The 19,452-nt window shown below is 63.1% G+C and carries 5 protein-coding genes and 1 pseudogene; 4 read left to right on the forward strand and 2 right to left on the reverse strand.

Annotated features, from left to right (window positions below; translation table 11 throughout):
- Nucleotides 1-107 (forward strand): annotated as a pseudogene (locus tag P3C29_RS30705) (IS110 family transposase); the annotation flags it as partial.
- A 723-nt stretch (nucleotides 108-830) separates the two neighbouring features.
- Here P3C29_RS30705 and P3C29_RS30710 read toward each other — a convergent pair.
- Nucleotides 831-1,295 (reverse strand): Lrp/AsnC family transcriptional regulator, encoded by a 465-nt coding sequence (locus P3C29_RS30710; protein ID WP_275966267.1) that lies wholly within the window; start codon nucleotides 1,293-1,295, stop codon nucleotides 831-833.
- A gap of 159 nt (nucleotides 1,296-1,454) precedes the next feature.
- Between P3C29_RS30710 and P3C29_RS30715 the strand changes: the two genes are divergently transcribed.
- From P3C29_RS30715 to P3C29_RS30725, 3 genes are all read left to right on the forward strand, one after another.
- The gene (locus P3C29_RS30715) at nucleotides 1,455-3,278 is read left to right on the forward strand and encodes a tyrosinase family protein (protein ID WP_275966257.1); all 1,824 of its coding nucleotides are present in this window, start codon (nucleotides 1,455-1,457) and stop codon (nucleotides 3,276-3,278) included.
- Nucleotides 3,275-5,014 carry a hypothetical protein gene (locus tag P3C29_RS30720; protein WP_275966258.1) on the forward strand — a complete coding sequence of 580 codons (1,740 nt, stop codon included), beginning with the start codon at nucleotides 3,275-3,277 and terminating at the stop codon, nucleotides 5,012-5,014. The genes P3C29_RS30715 and P3C29_RS30720 overlap by 4 nt, the downstream gene beginning before the upstream one ends.
- Before the next feature lie 64 nt (nucleotides 5,015-5,078).
- Nucleotides 5,079-6,686, forward strand: coding sequence for a hypothetical protein (locus P3C29_RS30725; RefSeq protein ID WP_275966259.1), 1,608 nt, complete (start codon nucleotides 5,079-5,081; stop codon nucleotides 6,684-6,686).
- Between the two features lie 64 nt (nucleotides 6,687-6,750).
- On the opposite strand, the gene P3C29_RS30730 is transcribed toward P3C29_RS30725, so the two are convergent.
- A complete protein-coding gene (locus P3C29_RS30730; RefSeq protein WP_275966260.1) occupies nucleotides 6,751-19,266 on the reverse strand; it encodes a filamentous haemagglutinin family protein in 12,516 nt (4,171 codons plus the stop codon).
- Between the last annotated feature and the right edge of the window lie 186 nt (nucleotides 19,267-19,452).

A 19,452-nucleotide genomic window follows, 5' to 3' on the forward strand; every position in this document is an offset into this window, starting at 1 on the left:
CTGCAGGGAAGACGAAGAAAGTAGCGCTGGTGGCATGCATGAGAAAGTTGCTGACGATCCTGAATGCGATGGTGCGCGATCAAAAGCATTTCGCTGAAATGGCTTGAATTTCGACACGGTTGCTCACTCCGGCTTTGGACCGTGGGCCGCCGCGATGGGCCATCCTTGGCCCAGCGCGGCTAACCCGGCGTCCTGCCGGGTTACCCACGCTCCAAAGCCTGCGTTCGGCCAGCGTGGTTTAACGGGGCGCCTAAGATCAAGATCAAAAGCAGATCAAGAGCACAGCGGCCTACAGGCCGGCTTGAGTGGTAGAAGCCAGATCAAAAGCCAAAGCGAAAACCAAATCTGAAACTGCTGCAGCTCTGCTTTTCTGTGGGAGCTGGCTTGCCTGCGATGCAGACACCTCGGTTTTTCAGGTACACCCTGTTGATGCCATCGCAGGCAAGCCAGCTCCCACATTTGACCGTGCCCCGCTTTAGATTTTGATTTGCTTCTACCACTCAAGCCGGCCTGTAGGCCGCTGTGCTCTTGCTTTTGATCTTGATCTTGCTCTGACTGCCCCAATAAGCCCGAGGCCGAACGCAGGTGGTGCGGAGCGGGTAAACCGGCAGGACGCCGGTTTAGCCGCGCTGGGCCAAGGATGGCCCATCGCGGCGGCCCGCGGAGCATCGCCGGAGTGAGGGAACACCGAGCCTTAGCGAGGTGCCGACAGGCGGGGCAGAGCCCTTTGCTTACTTTGGGCTGGGCCGGCATTCCGGCTTTTCCAAAGTGAGTCGCTGTAAGAGCGAAACCATAAGCAGCCGTTACCTAAATAACGGATATGCCCCCAATCACAGCAACGACAAAGGCAACGGCAATTCATAAGACTTCTTGACCGTCCGCACCACCAACGTAGAAGAATAAGTACGAATCGGAATATCCCGGTAAATGTCTAAAAACCGATAGATATAATCCGTGTACTCCGTGGCATCCCGAAACTTCGCCACCATCACAAAATCAAACTCCCCGGTCAGCAAATAGCAGTCCTGAATCTCCGGATGATTCGCCAGGATATGCTGCATCTTGCGGTCAATGTCATTGCTGTCCCTATCAAGCTTGATCAAAAAGAACGCCGTCACCTGAATCCCAAGCTTGCGCTCATCCAGCACCGCCACCTTCGCCTTGATAATCCCGACACTCTCCAGCCGCCTGATACGCCGGTAGCAGCTGGTCGAAGACAACCCCACACTGTCACTCAACAACTCCAGACTCTGGCTGCAATCCCTTTGCAACTTCCCCAGAATTTTCAAATCCATGGCATCTGTCATTTTTTCCATATCTTCCTTGAAAAAACTGCAATGAATCCACCGTAAAACCCCGCCAATTTGCACAAATCCTGCGCAGCGGCGCACTAACATCAATCCAGCTTAGCAGCCCAGCCAAATCAGGCATCGGGGCGGCATGAGAGGGATCTTATGATAGTCGCGAAACCGACATGGGCCACCGATATCCACGGCCTCTTCAGCGCCCCTTACTGGATACCGCCCGCACAACGCGCCGCCGTCGCCGCCTCCTGGGTGGGCTGCATGAACGCCTACTTCGTGTTCCTCGAAGACCCGGCGTCGGTCAAGACCTGGTCCGAAACCATCTACCAGCACCTGGCCTCGCGCAGCATGCCGCTGACCCTCGACCCGCAGCAGTTCTGGCCCATAGACGCCCTGGAAACCTTCAGGCTGTGGGTCAACCAGGGATGGCGCCTGACCCCCAGCTCACCGTTCGATATCGCCGAGCGCATTCCCCCACCCGACCTGCCCCACCCGGTCAAACGCGTGCGCCAGGACATTCGCGCCCTCAGCCCCGAACAACTGAACCTGTACCGCTCACGGCTGGATGACGTGATGCAGGTGGCCGACCCCGACAGCGGTTCGCCGTGGCAGCGCTACGCCTATATCCACACCAACTGGTGCCTGCATTACCAGGAAGCCTTTGCCCTGTGGCACCGGGCCTATCTGCTGTACCTGGAGGCGCTGATCGACTGCCCGATTCCCTATTGGGACTGGATGGCCGAAGACGCCAGTGTCGACGGCAGCCCCCAGGCCGGTTTGCCCCAGGCGTTTCTCGATGAAACCTACGTGCACCCGCACACCGGTGAAGTGCGGCCCAACCCGTTGCGTTACGCCGCCGCCAAGGACGGCACCTCGAAGGTGTGCGCCAGGGGCGCGGTCAACGGGGTGGATTGCCGCTTCGTGCAGCGCAACCCGCTGTTCTACACCCAGGGCGAACCGTTCCGGCATGAGCGCACGGAGCTGTATGCGATGAGCCGGATTTTCCAGCAGCAAGTGGTGGATGCGCTGCAATTCACCTCGTTCAGCCAGCCCCAAGGCGTGCCGGGCTATCCGTGGGCGAACATTCCGGTGTTTGACCCGCCGCAGAAAGACGACCTGTACCCCAACCGCGCACTGAATTTCGACGGGCTCTACGAGCAACCCCACGACAACTATCACGGCTGGATCGGCGGCGACATGGCCGACAATGCCTACACCGCGTTCGACCCGGTGTTCAGCTCGTATCACGCCAATATCGACCGGATGCTCGAAGTCTGGATCCGCGCCAACCCGGCGGCGCAGTACACCACCCAGTGCCTGCTCCAGCCGTTTGCCGGGAGCGACGCCAGCACCGTCACCTTCACCAGCGCCGATGCCTGGCGCTACACCACGCTGGGTGACATGGCCCAGGACAGTCGGCATATCGGCTACGACTACGGCACGCCCGTGGCTCCGCAGTTTGGCGCGACCAAGGCGGCAAAGGCCTGCTGCCAACACCGTTCGGCGCCCGCCCCGGCGACGAACAACGCCGCTGGCCTTGGGCCGTGGGTGGTGTTCGATCACGTGCGATGCACCCACGACACCTACCTGATCGACGTATTCCTCAACCAGCCCGACGCCACGCCACAGCAGGTGAGTGCCGACAATCCGCACTACGTCGGGCGCTTCAGTCGCATCGGCATGGGCCTGGTGGATGACAAGGGCCGCTGTATCACCCACGGCGTGTCCCGGGCATTGAATGCCGCACGCAATGCCAGGGCGCTGAACCTTGGCCCCACTGACGCCACGCAGTTGTCCGTGGTGGTGACCCATCTCGATAGTGCCCGGGTGTTGACGCCGCAAGAGTACGCGCCGCTGCCAGGCTTTATCGCCCAACTGGTGTGGGACGACCCGCGCCAGGCCATTGCCGGCCCTGCTCCCAGTGCCGGTTGCTGCTCTGCTTCCACTACCACAACACCTGGAGAACCGACATGAGCACACCCTTCACTCAATTCACCTCGCCCGCCGGCCAAGCCCCCAAGGACTACAACAAGCTGGGCCTGGAAAACCAGTTGCCGCAGTTTGAAACCGACTGGAACAACGACCTCACCGGCTGGACCCAGTCCGCGATCATCGGCAACCCGTGGTCGGGCCTCAATGACGCGCCGCGCTCGGGCTATTACAACCCGCTGGTGGAAGGCTACGGCCCCACCACGCCACCGGCGATCACCTGGGCGCCCTTCCCCAACCGGCTGTGGACGTTCTTCTACAACAATGGCACCGCGGTGATTCCGCAATTGGGCGGCAAGGCCATGACGTTGCAGCAGGTGATGGAGCTGACCGACAACGGCCAGATCACCCTCAACAACACCCTGTACACGCTCTACGATCCGAACAAGCAAGGCACCCTGCTGCAACTGCCCGTGACCCGCTGCCCGAGCATTGACTGGCAAGGCAAGTACAAGGATTTCTCGCCCTCGGGGCCGCGCGGCTGGCTGGACGAATACTGCGAGTGGTCGATCGTGCGTGACCCCGGTACCCAGAACATGCGCAAGATCACCTTTACCTGCGAAAACCCGGCGTATTTCCTCGCCATGTGGCGCATCGACCCGAACGCGGTACTGGGCCTGTATCGCGACTACATCGACCCGCAGGTGCAACTCGAGGACCTGTACCTGCGCTACACCGCCGACTGCCCGACCGGCAACAAAGGCGATCCGGTCATGGACCCCACCACCGGCCAACCAGCCTATGACACGGTGAACAAATGGAACGCCGGCACCGCCTGCGTGCCCGGCCAATATGGCGGCGCGATGCACCTGACCTCCGGCCCCAACACCCTGAGTGCCGAGGTGTACCTGGCCGCGGCCGCGACCATCCTGCGGCCACTGAGCAGCAGCCAGAATTCCCAGGCGTTGATCTGCTGCGCGCAATACGGGCAGAACTACCGCAACTCCGACCCGCATATCGGCTTTTCGGCCAACAGCGTGGCCGTGAATAACCGGCTGTCCCTGACCAACCCCATCGGCCTGTACTTGCAACAACCCACCGACTTCTCGGCGTGGAAAGGTCCTCAGGGCCAGGACGTCAGCCAGTACTGGAAAATCACCCGGGGCACCGCAAAATCTGCGGCCAACGGCTCCGACCAGATCCTGCAGGCGGTGTTCGAAGTGCCGGTCAGCGCCGGGTTCTCGATCAACGACATCACCATCAGCGGCCAGTCCATCGACTACGTGTGGGTGATTGCCCAGCAACTGCTGGTGGGGCTGAGCGTGACCACCACGCCCATCAGCCCGACACCGGATTCCTGCCCGTGCGTGACCGATCGGGTCAACGGTGTGCAACCCTGGCCGGTACAACTGCTGCCGCTGGATCTGTTCTACGGGCAGTCGCCCACCGACCTGCCGGCGTGGCTGGCACCCGGTACCAGCGGGCAGTTTGCCCTGGTGGTGCAAGGCGCCGACCTCAAGACCACCGCCGAGACGGCGCGGGTGCAGTTTTCCAATCCCGGCGTCACGGCGGTGGTCACGAAGTTCCTGCCCGACGCCTCGGCCATCCCCGGGCAAACCAACTCCGGCGGCACCCAGGGTTACCTGCTGACCATCACCGTGAGCCCCACCGCGGCACCAGGACTGGTGACAGTGCGCGCCCTCAACCCGGCCGAGGCCGCCAACCCCAGCGCGACGGAGCATCCATGGGAGTCCGGATTGGCGCTGGTGCCTGGCGCCTGACCGATATGCACCATCAGCCGCACCCACCCAGGGTGCGGCTTACCTTCATGCAAGGAGCGCGATGATGTCCAGGTTACGCTTGAGTGTTTTATCGCTGCTGACCAGTGTGGTGCTGGGCCTGTTTGCCGTGCAGTCGGCCTATGCAACCCCCCAGTCCGATGCCGACGCCTGCGTCCAGCAACAGTTGGTGTTCAACCCGGCCAGCGGTGGATTCCTGCCGGTCAACAATTTCAACGCCACCGGCCAGAGCTTTATGAATTGTTTTGGCTGGCAGTTGTTCATTGCCCTGAACTGGCCGGTGAACCCCGGTTGGCCAGCCACCCCCGCCCTCGCCGGCGAGCCCGATATGCAAAGCACTCTGGCACAGTTCGGCGTGCCGCCCGCCTCCGGGCAGCCGATGACCGTGGCGCCGGTGTGGGCCAGTTACAAGGACACCAACGATATCTTCCTGCCCGGCGCCCCCGTACCCACCGGATGGGGCGTGCAAACCCTGGTACCGTCCAATTGCAGCACCCAGGGCAGCCTCAAGGCGATGTCGGTGGGGGCGCGCAAGTTCATGACCGCCACCTCGGAAAGCGCGATCAACGCGCGGCACGGGTTTCACCTGTCCAGCGGCACCCTGGCCTCGATTCCGGACCCGATCATGGAAGCCTCCGGCGGCTGGCTGACGGACCAGTCGAAGAACCTGGTGTTTTTTGAACGCAAGGTCGGCAAGGCCGAGTTTGATTACATCGTCAGCAAAGGGCTGTACGACGCCGCCAACCAGCTGACAGTGGCGCAGAACCTCGACAACCAGAACCCGGGCGGGCTGTCCCTGCCCATTGGTGAACCCATGCGCTCGCTGCCGCCAGACCCGGTGCCGCAGGAGCAGCTCGGGGCCCTGGAGGTCAAGGCCGCGTGGCGGATCCTCACCGGTAAGCCCGAGCTCTACGGGCGCTACCTGACCACCGTCGCCTGGCTCAAAAACCCGGCCACGTTGCAGTGCACCCAGCAAGTGGTGGGTCTGGTGGGCCTGCACATCATCAACAAGACCCAGGCTTCGCCCAACTTCATCTGGACCACCTTCGAGCAGGTGGACAACGTGCCGGAACCCGACCAGGTGCCGCCACAGCAGACGCCGCCCGACAGCTTTGCCTTCAACAACCCGAACTGCGGCACCGGCCCCGAATGCACGCCGAACGTGGCGCGTATCCAGTGCAAACAGCATCATCCCGACCGCGACTGCACGGAGCCGTATCCACGGGACCAACCGGTGCAAACCACCCGGGAACATCCGCTGCCCACGGAGTTGCAAGCCCTGAACGGCGCGGTGCAGGCCAACTTCGCTCAGCAGAGCCAGGGCAAGTCGGTGTTCCAGTACTACAAACTGATCAACGTGCTCTGGACCCTCACGCCCAACCCGCCCACCCAGCCGGAGCCGGGCGTCAGCGCGCAGGTGCCGCTGTCCTACGGGCCGTTTATCAGCCAGGGCAATGTACCCGTGGCCAACACCACCCTGGAGACCTACGTCCAGGGCGACAACTGCAACGCCTGTCACCAGTACGCGACCATCGCCGGCAGCTCCACCCTGGCCTCGGACTTTTCGTTCCTGTTCAACAGCGCCGACTCGGCCAGCAAGAAAAGCCTGGTCAAGCGGGTGAAGGCGTTCGAGACCCTCAAGGACCAGCCCTGAAGAAACCGAAAAAAAGGGGCGATCAATGATCGCCCCAAATACAACGAGAGGTCCTTTTCCGAAACTACAAGCTGATCTGCTGGCGCTCCTCATCCGTCAACTGCGCCCGCGCCTGGTCACTCAATGGTCCGGCACCCAGCACCTGCACCGGGCTGTTGGGGTTGTAGCCGGAGGTCTTCTGCCCGTCCTCAGGCTTGTGCTGCACCGGCTCGCTGCCAAAGCTCAACACTTCCACCGTGACAATCGACGCCCGGCCTTGTTTGGCCGCCGCCTGCTGGCTGCGGGCGGCATCTTCCGCCGCCTGTGACGCCGCCGCACCGGCCGCGCTCGCCGACGTCATGGCCCCGGTGTTCACCGCGGCCGACACCGGCACCCCGGACGATTTGCCCTGGGTCTGGATGTTCGCCGCGTTCACCACCCGCAACGCGGCGATGTTGATGTTGCCGGAGACGCGAATCCCCGCCTCGCCCGCATCGATGGTGCCCAGCGGCGCGATCAGGTCGATGTCGCCGGCCGGCACCTCCGGAATCGGGTTCAAGGTCGCGATGCCCGCACCGGTACTCGGCACCGCCGGCGACAGGCTCACGTTGCCCCAGTTGTCGTAGACACGCTTGGGTGGCGTGTACACCACGGTGGTCTTGGAACCGCGACCGGCGTTGATGTCGCCCTCGGCCGACCAGCCCATGATCGAGCCGCCGAAGGTCGTCATGATGCGGCTTTGGCCCAGCAGGATGCTGCCCAGGGAGTACAGCTGAATGTTGCCCGTGCCCTGGGTGATCACCCCCGCAGAAGCCGGGGGTGCCACGCCTTCGATACCGAAGGTCTGGCTACCGCCGGGGGTGAGCATCTGGATCGAGCCGCCGAAGTTGGTGTGTACACCTGCCCCGCCAAACAGGCGGATATCGCCCTGGTAGGTGATGGTGTTGCCGGCCACGTCTTTCTCCGGGAACAGTGCCGCAATCGCCGCCCGGCCACGGGCATAACTGCCTTGCCGTACACCGCCGCTCTCGTTGTACTCGCGACCGCCCGCCTCCAGCTCGGCAAAGTACACCTCACGGGCAAACACCCGTTGCTGCTCGGCCGGCAATTGCATGAAGTAAGCCACGGCCTGCTCGCTGTCACCGGCAAAACCGAAGCGCTCGGTCAGCCACGCCACCAGTTCGTTTTCGTAGGTCTTGGCCACCTTGCCGCCCGAGGCCGACAACGGTTCACCCGCGGCCAGCTGGTTGGCCGGGTTGAGGTAAGCCGCCACAAAGCGCTGGTAATCCCCGCCGTTGGCACCGACACCGGCCTGCATGACGATGCTTGCGCCTGGACGCAAGTCGCCGGCAAGGATCGGCCCGAGACTCGTCACGCTGACCTTGTCGTCCATCACGATATTGCGCCCGGCAGTGATCTCCAGCGCGCCAGGCCCTGCGATGTTAAAGCTGCTGTAGATAATGTCGCGTCCGGCAGAAACGATGGAAATGTCGGTGGCGTTGTTGTGAACGAACAGGTTGCCCGTGGTGAGCACGCCCGGATAAATCTCGCCATTGTCATTGGGGTTGGCACCGCTGCTGACGATATCGCGCCCGGCCATCATCCATACCGGCCGGCTGCCTTCGTACCAGGTCTCTCCGTTATGAGGCACATTGATGGTGTTGTAGCCGATGATCCGGCCGCTGCTGACGCCAACCAGATCCCCGGTCACGGCGTAGAAACGTGAAGGATCCGCCCTGTTGCTCAACGGCTCAGCGGCTGTGCCCGGGCCGAAAGCGAACAACGACAGCCCCTGGTTGCCGTAGGTGTTGTAGTTGCCCGTGCTGGACGTGTTGCCGTAGTTGCTCGCTCCCAGGCTGGCAACAATGGCCGGACTCCAGGGGGTCGCCATGCTGCTCGGCGCCGAACCGGACTGGGTGACGGTAAAACCACCGGCGTAAATCGAGTCCTGCGCCAAGAACTGCAGTTGCCCGTTTTTGCCAGGGGCCAGGAGCAGCGGGTAGGTGTAGCTGGGGAAATCACGAAATGTGGCGGCTTTGCCATAGTAAAGACTGCCGCTGGCCGCAGTCGCCCTGACGATCGATGGATAGACGACCGCCATATCCGTGTTAGCCGCAGCGCGGACAAAAGGCGTCAGGTTACCGCCCTCGGCATACAGATCGATGGCGGTGTTTGGGGTCCATAAGCTAAACCAACTGCTGGAGCCACCGTTCACGCCGTCACGGCTGAAGGCAGAGCGGTTGTACTGGTGCACACGCCCTGCATCTTCAACCGTCTGCACCACCAGGTCGCCCAAGGTCTGCAAGCTGAACGTAGAGTCGCCTGCCACCAGGGTCAGGCCACCTTGCGGCGCACTTCGGCTGGCCCGCAGCGGTTCCTGCGCACGGACCTCGCCAGGAACCTGGATCCCGACACCGTACTGCAAGTCGATGCGCCCGATGCTGGTGGCCTGCACTTGCACATTGCCGCGAGTATTCACCAGCACGCCATTACGACTGTCGGGAACTTCCAGGGTGGCGACAGGGTTGAACGCACCGCTGACGCGCACCCGCATGTCGCCGCCACCGGTCAGTTGCAGGCTGCCGTCGCTGTTTACCCGGCCGGTGCTGCCGACTGCCAGTACCAGGCCCTGGGTACGTTTGTTGGTGAGATCCCCAACGAAATTCGGGATGTTCAACGTGCCCGCATCGCCGCCCACATTGACATCCAGATCACCGCCACCCAACGTGCCGAAACCGGTGAAGCCAACCAGGTTGTCAGCGACGATATTGGTGTAGGTGCCAAAGTTGATCCACCACGCCGTGGGCTGGGCCTGCCCGCCGGTTGCGAAATTGCCACTGCCCTGTCGCCACAACCAGGTGCCGACTTCGGCCGTATTGCTGCCCCCGTCATAGGGGTCGGGGCGCGAAGGGACTGAGAGACCTCCGGCATCCAGGTGGCCTGTCAGGTTGCCACCGACGTTCAGCGTCAGGTTACCGCCCGCCTCCGGGTACCAGGCGCGGTACAGGCTCTGGCTGCCGCCATTGACGAACTGTTCGAAGTAGCTGTTGGGATCCTTGAGTACCGTGGTGCCGCCCGCCAGGGCGCGCGGCTGGTTGAAAGGGTCGCCCGCCTCAGTGGTGGTGGACGAGGTGCCGGCCGTGTACACCCCGTACGTCGAGTTCACAGTCAGGTTGCCCGCGCTCAACAATTGCAAGTCGCCGGTGCCGGTACGGACCACGCTGAACAGCGAATTTGACGGGGTTGGCGCGTACTCCTTGCCGCCCATGGCCACACAATACGCCGGTGTGCCCTGGCAGAATTCCGCCACGGTCTGGCCTACCATTTCGAGCATCCAGGCGTCATCCATCGCACTTCCGGCCTGAACAATAATCCCCTGCTCAGCCAGTTCATCGGCGGCCTGTTTGCTCCAGGCAAAGGCCGCTTTGGCGCCGCAGTAATCCGGGAAATTGTTGCAGAAATCCGCAATCGAACCCAGGCCGAACTCATCCAGAATGGATTGATCTACCGGGTCGCCCTCTTTGATCACCACCCCTGCGTCTCCCAGGTCGCTAACCGCATGGGCAGTCCAGACCAATACCCCTTTAGGCGGCAACTCTTTGGCGAACATACCGTAGTGGCTGTCAGCCAGACGCAGCGTGCCGCTGCTCGGGTCCGGCTTGAGCAGCCGACTGTCCGCAGCCTCGGTGTCAGCCCCGGCGACCAGACGCAATGACCAGGATTGGGAACCTTCGGCCAGCATTGGGGAAATGGCCCAGAGTTGCCCCTGCCGCCCGGCCACTTCAGGGCGCAACTCAATCGAATCCACCCCGCCCACCAGCTTGACATCGGTGCCGACCGGAATCAGCGCGCCACGCGCCAGGGCGATATTGCCATCCAGGGTGACGACATTCTTGCCCCCGTCCAAAGCCCCGTTCAAGCCAGGCAATGGCACGCCTTTGGGCCAGATCATGGCTCGCAGTTGGGTGGGCTGGTTCAGCAAGGTGCCGGCTTCCAGTTGCACCCCGGCTTGCAGGGTATACGGCTGGTTCAACAGCGTGCCGGCCGCCAACAACACAGTGCCCGACGCATCCAGTACCGCGGCCGCGAGCACAGTGCCTGCCGGCAAGGTCAGGTCCTGGGCCAGCGTTGCCCGGGCTGGCAGGCGGGTGCCGGCCACCACGGTCATGCCTTTGATCGGCAAATCGTAGTTCAGCACCGAGCCGCCGATGTAGGTAGTGCCATCGGCCAGGACCACGCCATTGCCCGGCACGATGATCTCGCCGCCGGTGAAGTCCCGGCCCGCCAATAACAGCCAGCCCTTGTCATTCATCGTTTCCGGTGGCGGCGAGAAGCCGTCGTTGAGGCTGCCATAGATGTTCAGGTCGCCGCCGGCCCGCAACGTCAGGCTGCCGGACTCGCCCGAACCATACACCGAGGTTTTCTGCGTGTTGGGGTTGAGGCTGGCGTAGCGGTAGCCGGAAAGGTCGACATCTCCCTGCACCACCAGGTCGCCGTCCGGGGTCTTGCTGATGATCTCCACGCCCGGGCGCAGGTGGAACGCGTCGGCGTAAGTGGCGTTGTTCAAACCGGCCAGTTTGTTGTTCAACAGAGTGGTGTTTTGCAACGCGGCGTTGATAAACGCCGTGCTCAGCACGTGCTTGCCATCCAGGTACGCCTGATCGATGACCTGGTACGGCTTGCCGCTGGCGGTCGGGTCGGTCATCAGCGGCGCATCGTCGTAAGTCGCCATGCCGTTGAGGGTGATCACCCGTGCGCCTTGGATCGTCAGGTTGCCACGGGCATCAATGGCAATGTCATTGGTGTTGATGCGCGGTGCGTTCAACTCCAGGGTGCCGCGATTACGTCCGTCATTGCCTGCCGTGCCTGACGTGCCGTGACGCAGGTCGATCGTCGCGCCATCGCCCAGGGTCAGTTGCCCGGTGCCGGACCCCAGCACCACCATCGCCCGGTTCGGTGAGTCGATGATCTTGCCGTAGCTGTCGACCCGCACCTGGCTGCCGTGGGCATCCAGCACGGCACTGCCGTCGAGGGTCAGGCCTGTTTTGCCCGCCAGGTTGATGCTGCCGACGCGCTCACCGCTGGCATCCACCAAGCCGGTGACACGCAGGCTGCCGTTGTCCACCGAGACGTTGAGGGTGTTGGCCTTGAGGCCGTTGCCGATGGTCAGGTCGCCCTGCTTGAGCTGGAAGCTGCGCGCGCCGAACACTTCGCCCTGGTTCAGGCGCTGGTTGAGTTCAGCAAACTGCTGATCCAGCGAGCCACTGGCGCCCAGGCGCTGGGCCTGGATTTCCACGATGCCGCCTGCATACGGCACATAGGTGCCACCCGCGTTGTAGTAACCGCTGCTGCGCCCCAGGATCTTGCCTTGCAGGTCGACTATCCCACCGGCCGCATTCACCGCCACGGCGCGCAATTTGCCGCCCTGGTTGTACTTGGCCGACAGGTCGATGGTCGAGCCCGCCGCCTGCCGGATATTGCCATTGCGGCTGTCGAGCAGCACATCGCCGCCTGCGCCATATTGGGTGATGTCGTTGAACACCACCGCACGACCGGCCACGTCGATCAACGCTTGATCGGTCAGCACCACATCGTCAGTGGCCTCCAGCGTGACCTTGCCGCTCGGCAAGACCACAGCGGTGGCCAGGCGAACGGTTTGACCTTTGAACGACAGTTCGCCGCCGTAGCCTGTGGCCGCACCACGGGTGTCGGCAGCCCCTGCGACATCAATCGTGCCGCCAGCGGTGATGCGGTTCAGCGAGCCGCCTTCACCGGTCATCAACGGCGTCACGATGTTGAGGTTGCCGCCGCTGTAGGCAAAACCGGTGACCGGGTCATACGCGCCCTGGCGTTGATACACCGACAGGCTGCCTTTGTAGTTGGCCGTAATCCGCTCGCTGGCATTCAGGTTGACGTTGGCAAAGCCCAGTACCAAACGGTCAAAGACCGTGTTGGTGTTTGCCTGGGCAAAAGGCCCATAACCGAACTCGATACGCTCGGCGTTGATATCCAGGCGTCCGCTGCCATTACCGGCACCGTTCTTGATGACCGCGCCAGGCCCGCCTGTGGCGCCTTGCCAAATCAGGTTGGCGGTGTGAATGCTCGCCACATCATCGGCATTGCCCGAACCGTAGATCGCCGGCGTCGACAGCACCAGATTGCTCAGCAACGACTTGCCGGTCACCGAATCATAAGTATCAAGGGTGGTGGTGCCGTAGAAGTTGAACGCCTGGCCGGCCGACAGTTGCAGGGTTTCCAGCGCCGGAGCACCGGCCTGGGTGTCTCCGCGCATCAAGCGTTCGAGCACTTGCTGGTTAAGGGTCAGGCCTGATGGCAACACATTGCGCGCAGCGGCATCGGCCAGCCCCGCCGCGCTGCCGACGTTGATATTGCTCAGGGCCAGCGCCAGGTGGCGGGTTCCGTAGCGCACCTGGTCGTCCAGCTGCAGAGCGGTGTCGGTCGCCGCGATGATACTGCCCTCGGAATAGATCGAGGTCTGGCCCGAGCAATTGCCGCTCGGGCACACGCCGATCTTGATTCCGCCCGAGGGGTTATTGGTCAGGTTTACGTAAGGCAGCACATTGAGCAGGCCGTTGGACACGGCCAGCATGCTTGGCACGCCCTTATAAACAAAGCCGTCACGCGCGTCATAGGCCGCCGCACCGCGCCCAAGAGTACTGATCGAAGCGCCCTGCTCGACCACGATATCGCCGGTGCCCGCCACCATGATCACTTCCGGCGCCGACAGGCTTGCACCGCTGCGCAGGGTGATCCCGTAACCCACGGTGTTAGCGCCGTAGGGGAATTGGATGATATTACCGTTACGGCCATATTCCACTTGGGTCAAACCGCCGATAATCAGGCGCTTGGCGCCCAGATTATTAAGGCTTTGGGCGGTGAGGGTCAGGCCCTCGTAGGCTGGCAAGGGACTGTTGGCATCAACGATCTGGGTCTCTCGGCTCTCGGCAGTGCTACCGCCCAGGTTGATCACACCCACCGTGCCGCCGTAGCCGCCTTTCGCCGCTTCAAAGTTGCCAACGCCCTGGAACGAGAACGTCTCTTTGCCCCCGCCGCCGTTAAACGCCAGCTTGAGGGTTTTGGCGTCCACTTCCAGCATTGGCCGTGGTACACCGAGCCTGGCGGCATCGGCAATGGCGAACTGAGCGTAGCTGGTTTCGTTGTACTGGGAGTAGCGGCGCAAGGTGTCGGCCGAGGTCAGGATCACCTGGCTGTTCACGCTGTTGTGAATGCCGGTGTTGATAATCGACAGTTGCCCGGCCGTCGACCACGAACCGTTGCGCATCAGCGTGGTGGCGCCGTCGCTGCCCTGTGCCGCGAGACCGTTGATCTCAACCCGGAAGGCCCCCGGTTTCAACGCGTAGGTGGACGGCATCAAGGTGTAGGTGCCTGCCGGCAATCCCGGCACGCCGGCACCGATGGTGATCTGCTGGCCCAGCAGCGGGGTACTGGCGCCGGCTTCGCCAGCCACCGGCGCATAGCCTGATTGCACGCCCGGCACGATGGCATAGACCGGGTTGGTGCTCAGCCCCGGCAAGGTGAAACCGCCATTGGCCCCGAACTGCACCAGCGGGTTGAAACGCGCATCGGTGGAACCGCCGCGCCCGGAAATAAAGCCGGCACCCAACAATTCGCCGCCACCGGACAGGTCCAGCGTGGCGTCGGGCAATACGTCCACCGACTTGCCGCCCAAAATCACCCCGACCGACAGCTCTCCACCGTTGGTCGCTCCGATCCCGCCCTGCCCGGTGAAGACCACGGTCTTGCCGTTATAGCGATAAACCTGGCCATCCACGGTGCCGCCATACGGCAACACCAGGCCCTTGGCGCTGACCGAGGTCAGGCTGCCGGGCAGCAATTCGACCTGGGTACTGCCCAGGTTGCCGAGTTCGATCAACCCCAGCGGCGCACGCAATACGCCGCCCTGCTTGATGGTGGCGGCACCCAGTTGCAGGCGCCCGAACACCGAGTCCGGTGCAACGCCATTGTCATCGCCGACCTTCTCAATCGTCAGGGTGCGCGTCGGGTCGAAGATCATTTGATTGCCATTGACGCCGATACCGCCCACCAGCACTTGGGCCTTGATCTCGGAGCCCGGGTAGATGCGCGCGGCGCGCAGGGTCATGTCGCCCGCCGAACTCAAGAGGGTACTGAAGCCGCTGGGCGTATTGCCGCCGTCGCTCCCCGCCAGGAAGCGCAGGTCGCCACGGCTGTTGAGCCGGACCTGATCGAAGCCCTGATCGGCACCAAAGGCGAAGCGGTCGCGGATGTCCAGCAAGTCGCTGTCGACGGTCAAAACGCCCTGGCTGCGGAAAGTCGGCGAGGTATCGCGGATATACGCCCGGGTCCACGCTTCCATCCCGGGCTTGTCCGGCTCAAGCAAGCCGCTGAGCAGCACATGGGGAGCACTGAGATTAATCTGCGAAGTCGGGTTCGCGTTACGGGTCAGGCCAATACCGCCGGAATACAGCTGCAGGCTTTGCCCCATGTGCAGCGAGGCATCACCGTCAACGTTCAACGCCCCCCGCACCAGCACTGTCAGGTTGTCAAAACCACCGGCCTGAATCTGGTCAATTCCGAGTGCGCCGTGACCGTAAATCAACGCGTCTGCCGCCGCTTCTGCGTTGTCGGGCAAGGCGCTGGCCTGATGTTGACGGTTGATCACCAGTTCACGGACCGGCAGCACACGGTCCTTGACGTGCAGCTTCAAGTAATACGGCGACTCCAGTGCCAGCGCCAGACGCCCGCCGGCCGCTCCGGCGCCACCGGCATTGGCCACGAAACTGCCGTCCAGGTACAACCCGTTGTTGGAAGCAAAAGCAATGTTGCCGCCGTTGCTGGCCACCAGCGCGCGGCCCTGGCCCGGCAGATCGAGCAGCGCCTGGCTGCCGGACGCATCCAGGCGTGCACCTTCGCGCACCACCACAAACAGGTCGCTGGCCTTGGCTATGCCGGTGACCGGATCAACATCGCCACCGACGGTGATCTGGCCGCCATTACGCACCTGGCCATACACACCGCCACGATTGTCAACAGCGGTCACCGCCCGCGAGGCCACGTCAATCACCGCTGTTTCGCCGACCCAGATCGAGCGGCCATGGCCATTGCCTTCGACTTGTGTGGCGTCAGCGCTGCTCAAGCCCGCCAGGCTCACCGTGCCGCCCCAGGCATTGAGCGTGCCGTCGACGGTCAATTGGCCGATGCTGCGCAGGTTGATCCCCTGGCCGGGGTCGACGCTAATCACCGCGCCTTTGCCGACGGTCAGGGCGGTGGTCGCGGCCAGCGCGCCTGAAGCGATGGTGGTACCGGCGTTGAGGTTCAGGCTGGCACCACGGCGTTGAGTCAGCACGCCTTTGACGGCGTCTTCCTGGTACAGCCCAGGTGTCCAGCGCTCCAGCGCCGTGGTCGGGTCGCTGCCGCTTGGGGTGGACAGAGCCTGTTCGCCCAAACGGTAGACCGGCATGGACACATCGACCCGGGTGCCGTCAGTGACCAGCAGCCCTTCGTTGCCGGTAATGTCGTAAGCCGAGAAGCCCTTGTTGAAGAAGTCCCCTGCCAGGTGCAGGGTGTCGTCGCCCGGCGAACCGGCGTTATCGCCAATCTGCACCTTGCGCGCCTGTACGGCCAGCGTGCCGCCGCCGCTGACACCGTAACCGCGAATCTCGCTGCCCAGCTCAAGCGCGTTCAAGGCCGCCAGAGTCGCGCTGCCGCCCTTGCCACCGATGACCTTGCCGTCCAGGCCAATGGTGGCCCCGGAGGACACGTCCACCACACTGCCTGGCGCCAGTTGCACATCGCCGGTGCTGCGCAGCGACACCTTGCCGCCATTCAGATACGCCGCGCCGGCGTTGTTGACGCCGTCCTGCGCCAGGTTGCTCCAGCGCCCGGAAGCATCCAGCCTGGCCCCTTCGGTCACCTTGACCAAAGCCTGGGTACCTGCCGTTGGCAGCAGGTACACATCGCCGACAACCATGTTGCGATCTTTGTCCGGCTGGTTAAGCAGGTTGCCCGCATTGAGGCTGCCACCGTGGGCAGTCAGGTTGGCATTGACCGCCACCCGAGGCGCAAACAGGGTGATGTCGCCACCGTCGGCCACTTTAAGCGCACCGTTGACGTTGATCTGTTGCGTGGCGGCGGCTTTGATCGCGCCCAGTTCGAAGCCGTTGAGTTGGTCACTGTCAAGCATCACCTTGCCCTGGCGGTCAGCGGGCAAGGCCGTGTCCAGGTCCAGGCCATCGGCGATCTTTTGCGCGCCGGGCTCGAACAGAATCTCGCCGGTCACCGGGTTCAGGTTGTAGCGCAAGGTGCCGGTACTTTTATTGAACACCGGTGTGTAGCTGCCGATGATCAGTTGCGCGCGTTGCGCGGCAGCCTTTTGCGACTGCTGATAGCCATCGATGTTGATCGTCGGGGTGCTGCTCTGGCGATCGCCCTGGAACACGTCGCTGATCAATTGGCCTTCAAGCACCGCGCTGGTGGTGCCGATCACCAGCTTGCCCGCGTCGCGGCCTACGGTGTAACCCGCCTCGTAGCGTTGCTGCGCGGCAATCAGCGGGTTGTAGTAATGGTCGGTGCGGCCCCAGCGGGCGCTGGCGTCTTCAAAGCCCTTGTAGAAACCCGAGTAGAGAATGTCCCCCGGTGCTTTGGACAGCTCATAGAGGCGACCGTCCGGGCCCTTGAGCCAGCTTTGCCGGATGTAGCCGTCCTGCACATCAATCGTACCGCCCGACAGGTTGAACTGGGCGCCCTGCTCGGTCACCACTTCCTTGCCGGTAAACGTCAGCGTGCCGCCCTGGGCCATCCACTCGCTGACGGTATGCCCCTGGGTGCCGAGGTAACCGCCGACTTCCAGCAGGCCACCGGCGGTGTACCAGCGATCGGTGGCGTAGCCGTTGGTGCCCGCAGGCACAAACACCAAGTCACGCAGATCAACCCACACATCGTTGTTGATCAACTGGCCGTCGTCACGGTTGACCGGCGCATCGCGCTGTTCGTTACCCTGGACGTTGATCTTGATGTTGTTGGATTCCATCGACACCTTGACGCCAATCGCGCCGGACACATCGATCATCGCTCCGTCACGCACCAGGCTGCGCTGGCCCGCCGTCACCGCGACCTGGCCGCCGGTGGCCAGGGTGATCGAGCCGTCCTTGAACTCCACGGTGCCGCCGCTGACGATCTCCACCCGGGACTGATCGATACGGTCACTGACCGTGCTCAGGTTGTTGAAGCGCCCGGTGGCCATATTGACCGCGTCCGGGCGGCCATCGAGGTTGATCAGGCCGTTGTCGCGCTGGCTGTTAAGCGCCGTGTTGCCGGTGTTGTCGAGAAGGATTGCAGTGGTGCTGCCCTGCCCCAGGGTCACGCTGCCCGTGGTATCGGTGACCGAGTTGAGCAGGTGGACGGTGCCCCGGTTGTCCACCGAAGTGCTGGCCAGGGCCACGCCGTTTTGCTGCACCTGGTGCCCGGTCAGGGTGATATCGCCCGTAGCAGCCAATATCAGCCCATTGTTGCTCACCTTGCCCGCACCGCTGCCCGGCTTGAGGCTGGTGGCCACTTCGTTGCCACGGGTGGTGGAGTTCTGGTTACCCGAGGTGCCCACGCCACGGCGAATATAAAAGCTGTCGCCAGCGGCCAGGGTGGTCTGGCCCTTGGCGGTGATGATCGTGCCGGCGTTCTCGACCTCGGAGCCCAACAGCAAGGCGTAGCCGCCGGAGTCGGTGGACCGCGTCGGGGTGTGGGTCTGGATCAGCGCGCCACGTTGCACCTCGACCTTGCCCGCGGCATCAGTAAAGGTCGGCTGGGAGCCGTTGATGTCGACGTAAATCCCGCGCTGGGTGAACTGCTCATCGGTGATGTTGGCGGCGGCGGCCACCAGGTTGCGCACGTTGACCTGGCTGGTGCCGCTGAAGACCACGCCGTTACGGTTCATGATCATCACCGTCCCGGCGCCGGTGATCTGACCCTGAATCTCGCTGGGCCGTGCGTTGGGATCGTTGACCCGGTTGAGCAAGGCCCAGTTGGACTGCTGCTGGAAATCCACGGTGGTGTTGCGCCCGACGTTGAAGGTTTCCCAGTTGAGGATCGCCTTGTCGGCGGTCTGCTCGATGGTCACCGTGGTCTTGCCGCCGGCCTGGCTTTGGGTCGGCCCTTTGGCATTGACCCAGCCTTGGGTCAGGCTATTGTCGACCTGCAGGCCACCTTTGCCCAGGCCATCGGGAATCGTCGAGACCTGGCCAAGCGCAGCCTGCCGGCCGGCCGCCTGAGCCGCCTGCTGGGCGGCAATCGCCGCGACGCTGTTGTTCAACGTGCTGATGGACCGTGCCAGTTGCTGATTGACCTTTGCCTGTTGATTCAACGCCGGGATCCCCGGCACCTGCCCGGCGCCGAGACGTGCCGCCGTGGTGGCCTGGGAGGCGCCCTTGTCGGCAAACCAGCCGGAACTGAACGCCGCCGAAGCGGCATGGGCATTGCCCGCCACCATCAACAAGGCAATGGCCTGGGCCAGTGGCTTCAGGCGCAGGACTGTCTGGGCGCGCGGCGCCCGGGCATTCAGGTTAACCAGTGGTGTGCAGCGGACCATCAGGAATCTTCCTTATTTGTAATCGCCCGGGGGCAAGACACGCTCATGTATGAGGGTTAGGCGGTTGGCGAGGGACGGGACTGAACTTCTGTCATCGAAAGTTCATATGAGGCTGTTAACGAAAAAAAAATCAGCAACGGCACAGGCCGTTGCTGATCGGTGTTGCGGGGTCGTGGAACGCTTGGG

Origin of the sequence: Pseudomonas sp. 1912-s, from assembly GCF_029269205.1 — a bacterium.
In the GTDB taxonomy this organism is placed as follows: Bacteria; Pseudomonadota; Gammaproteobacteria; order Pseudomonadales; family Pseudomonadaceae; genus Aquipseudomonas.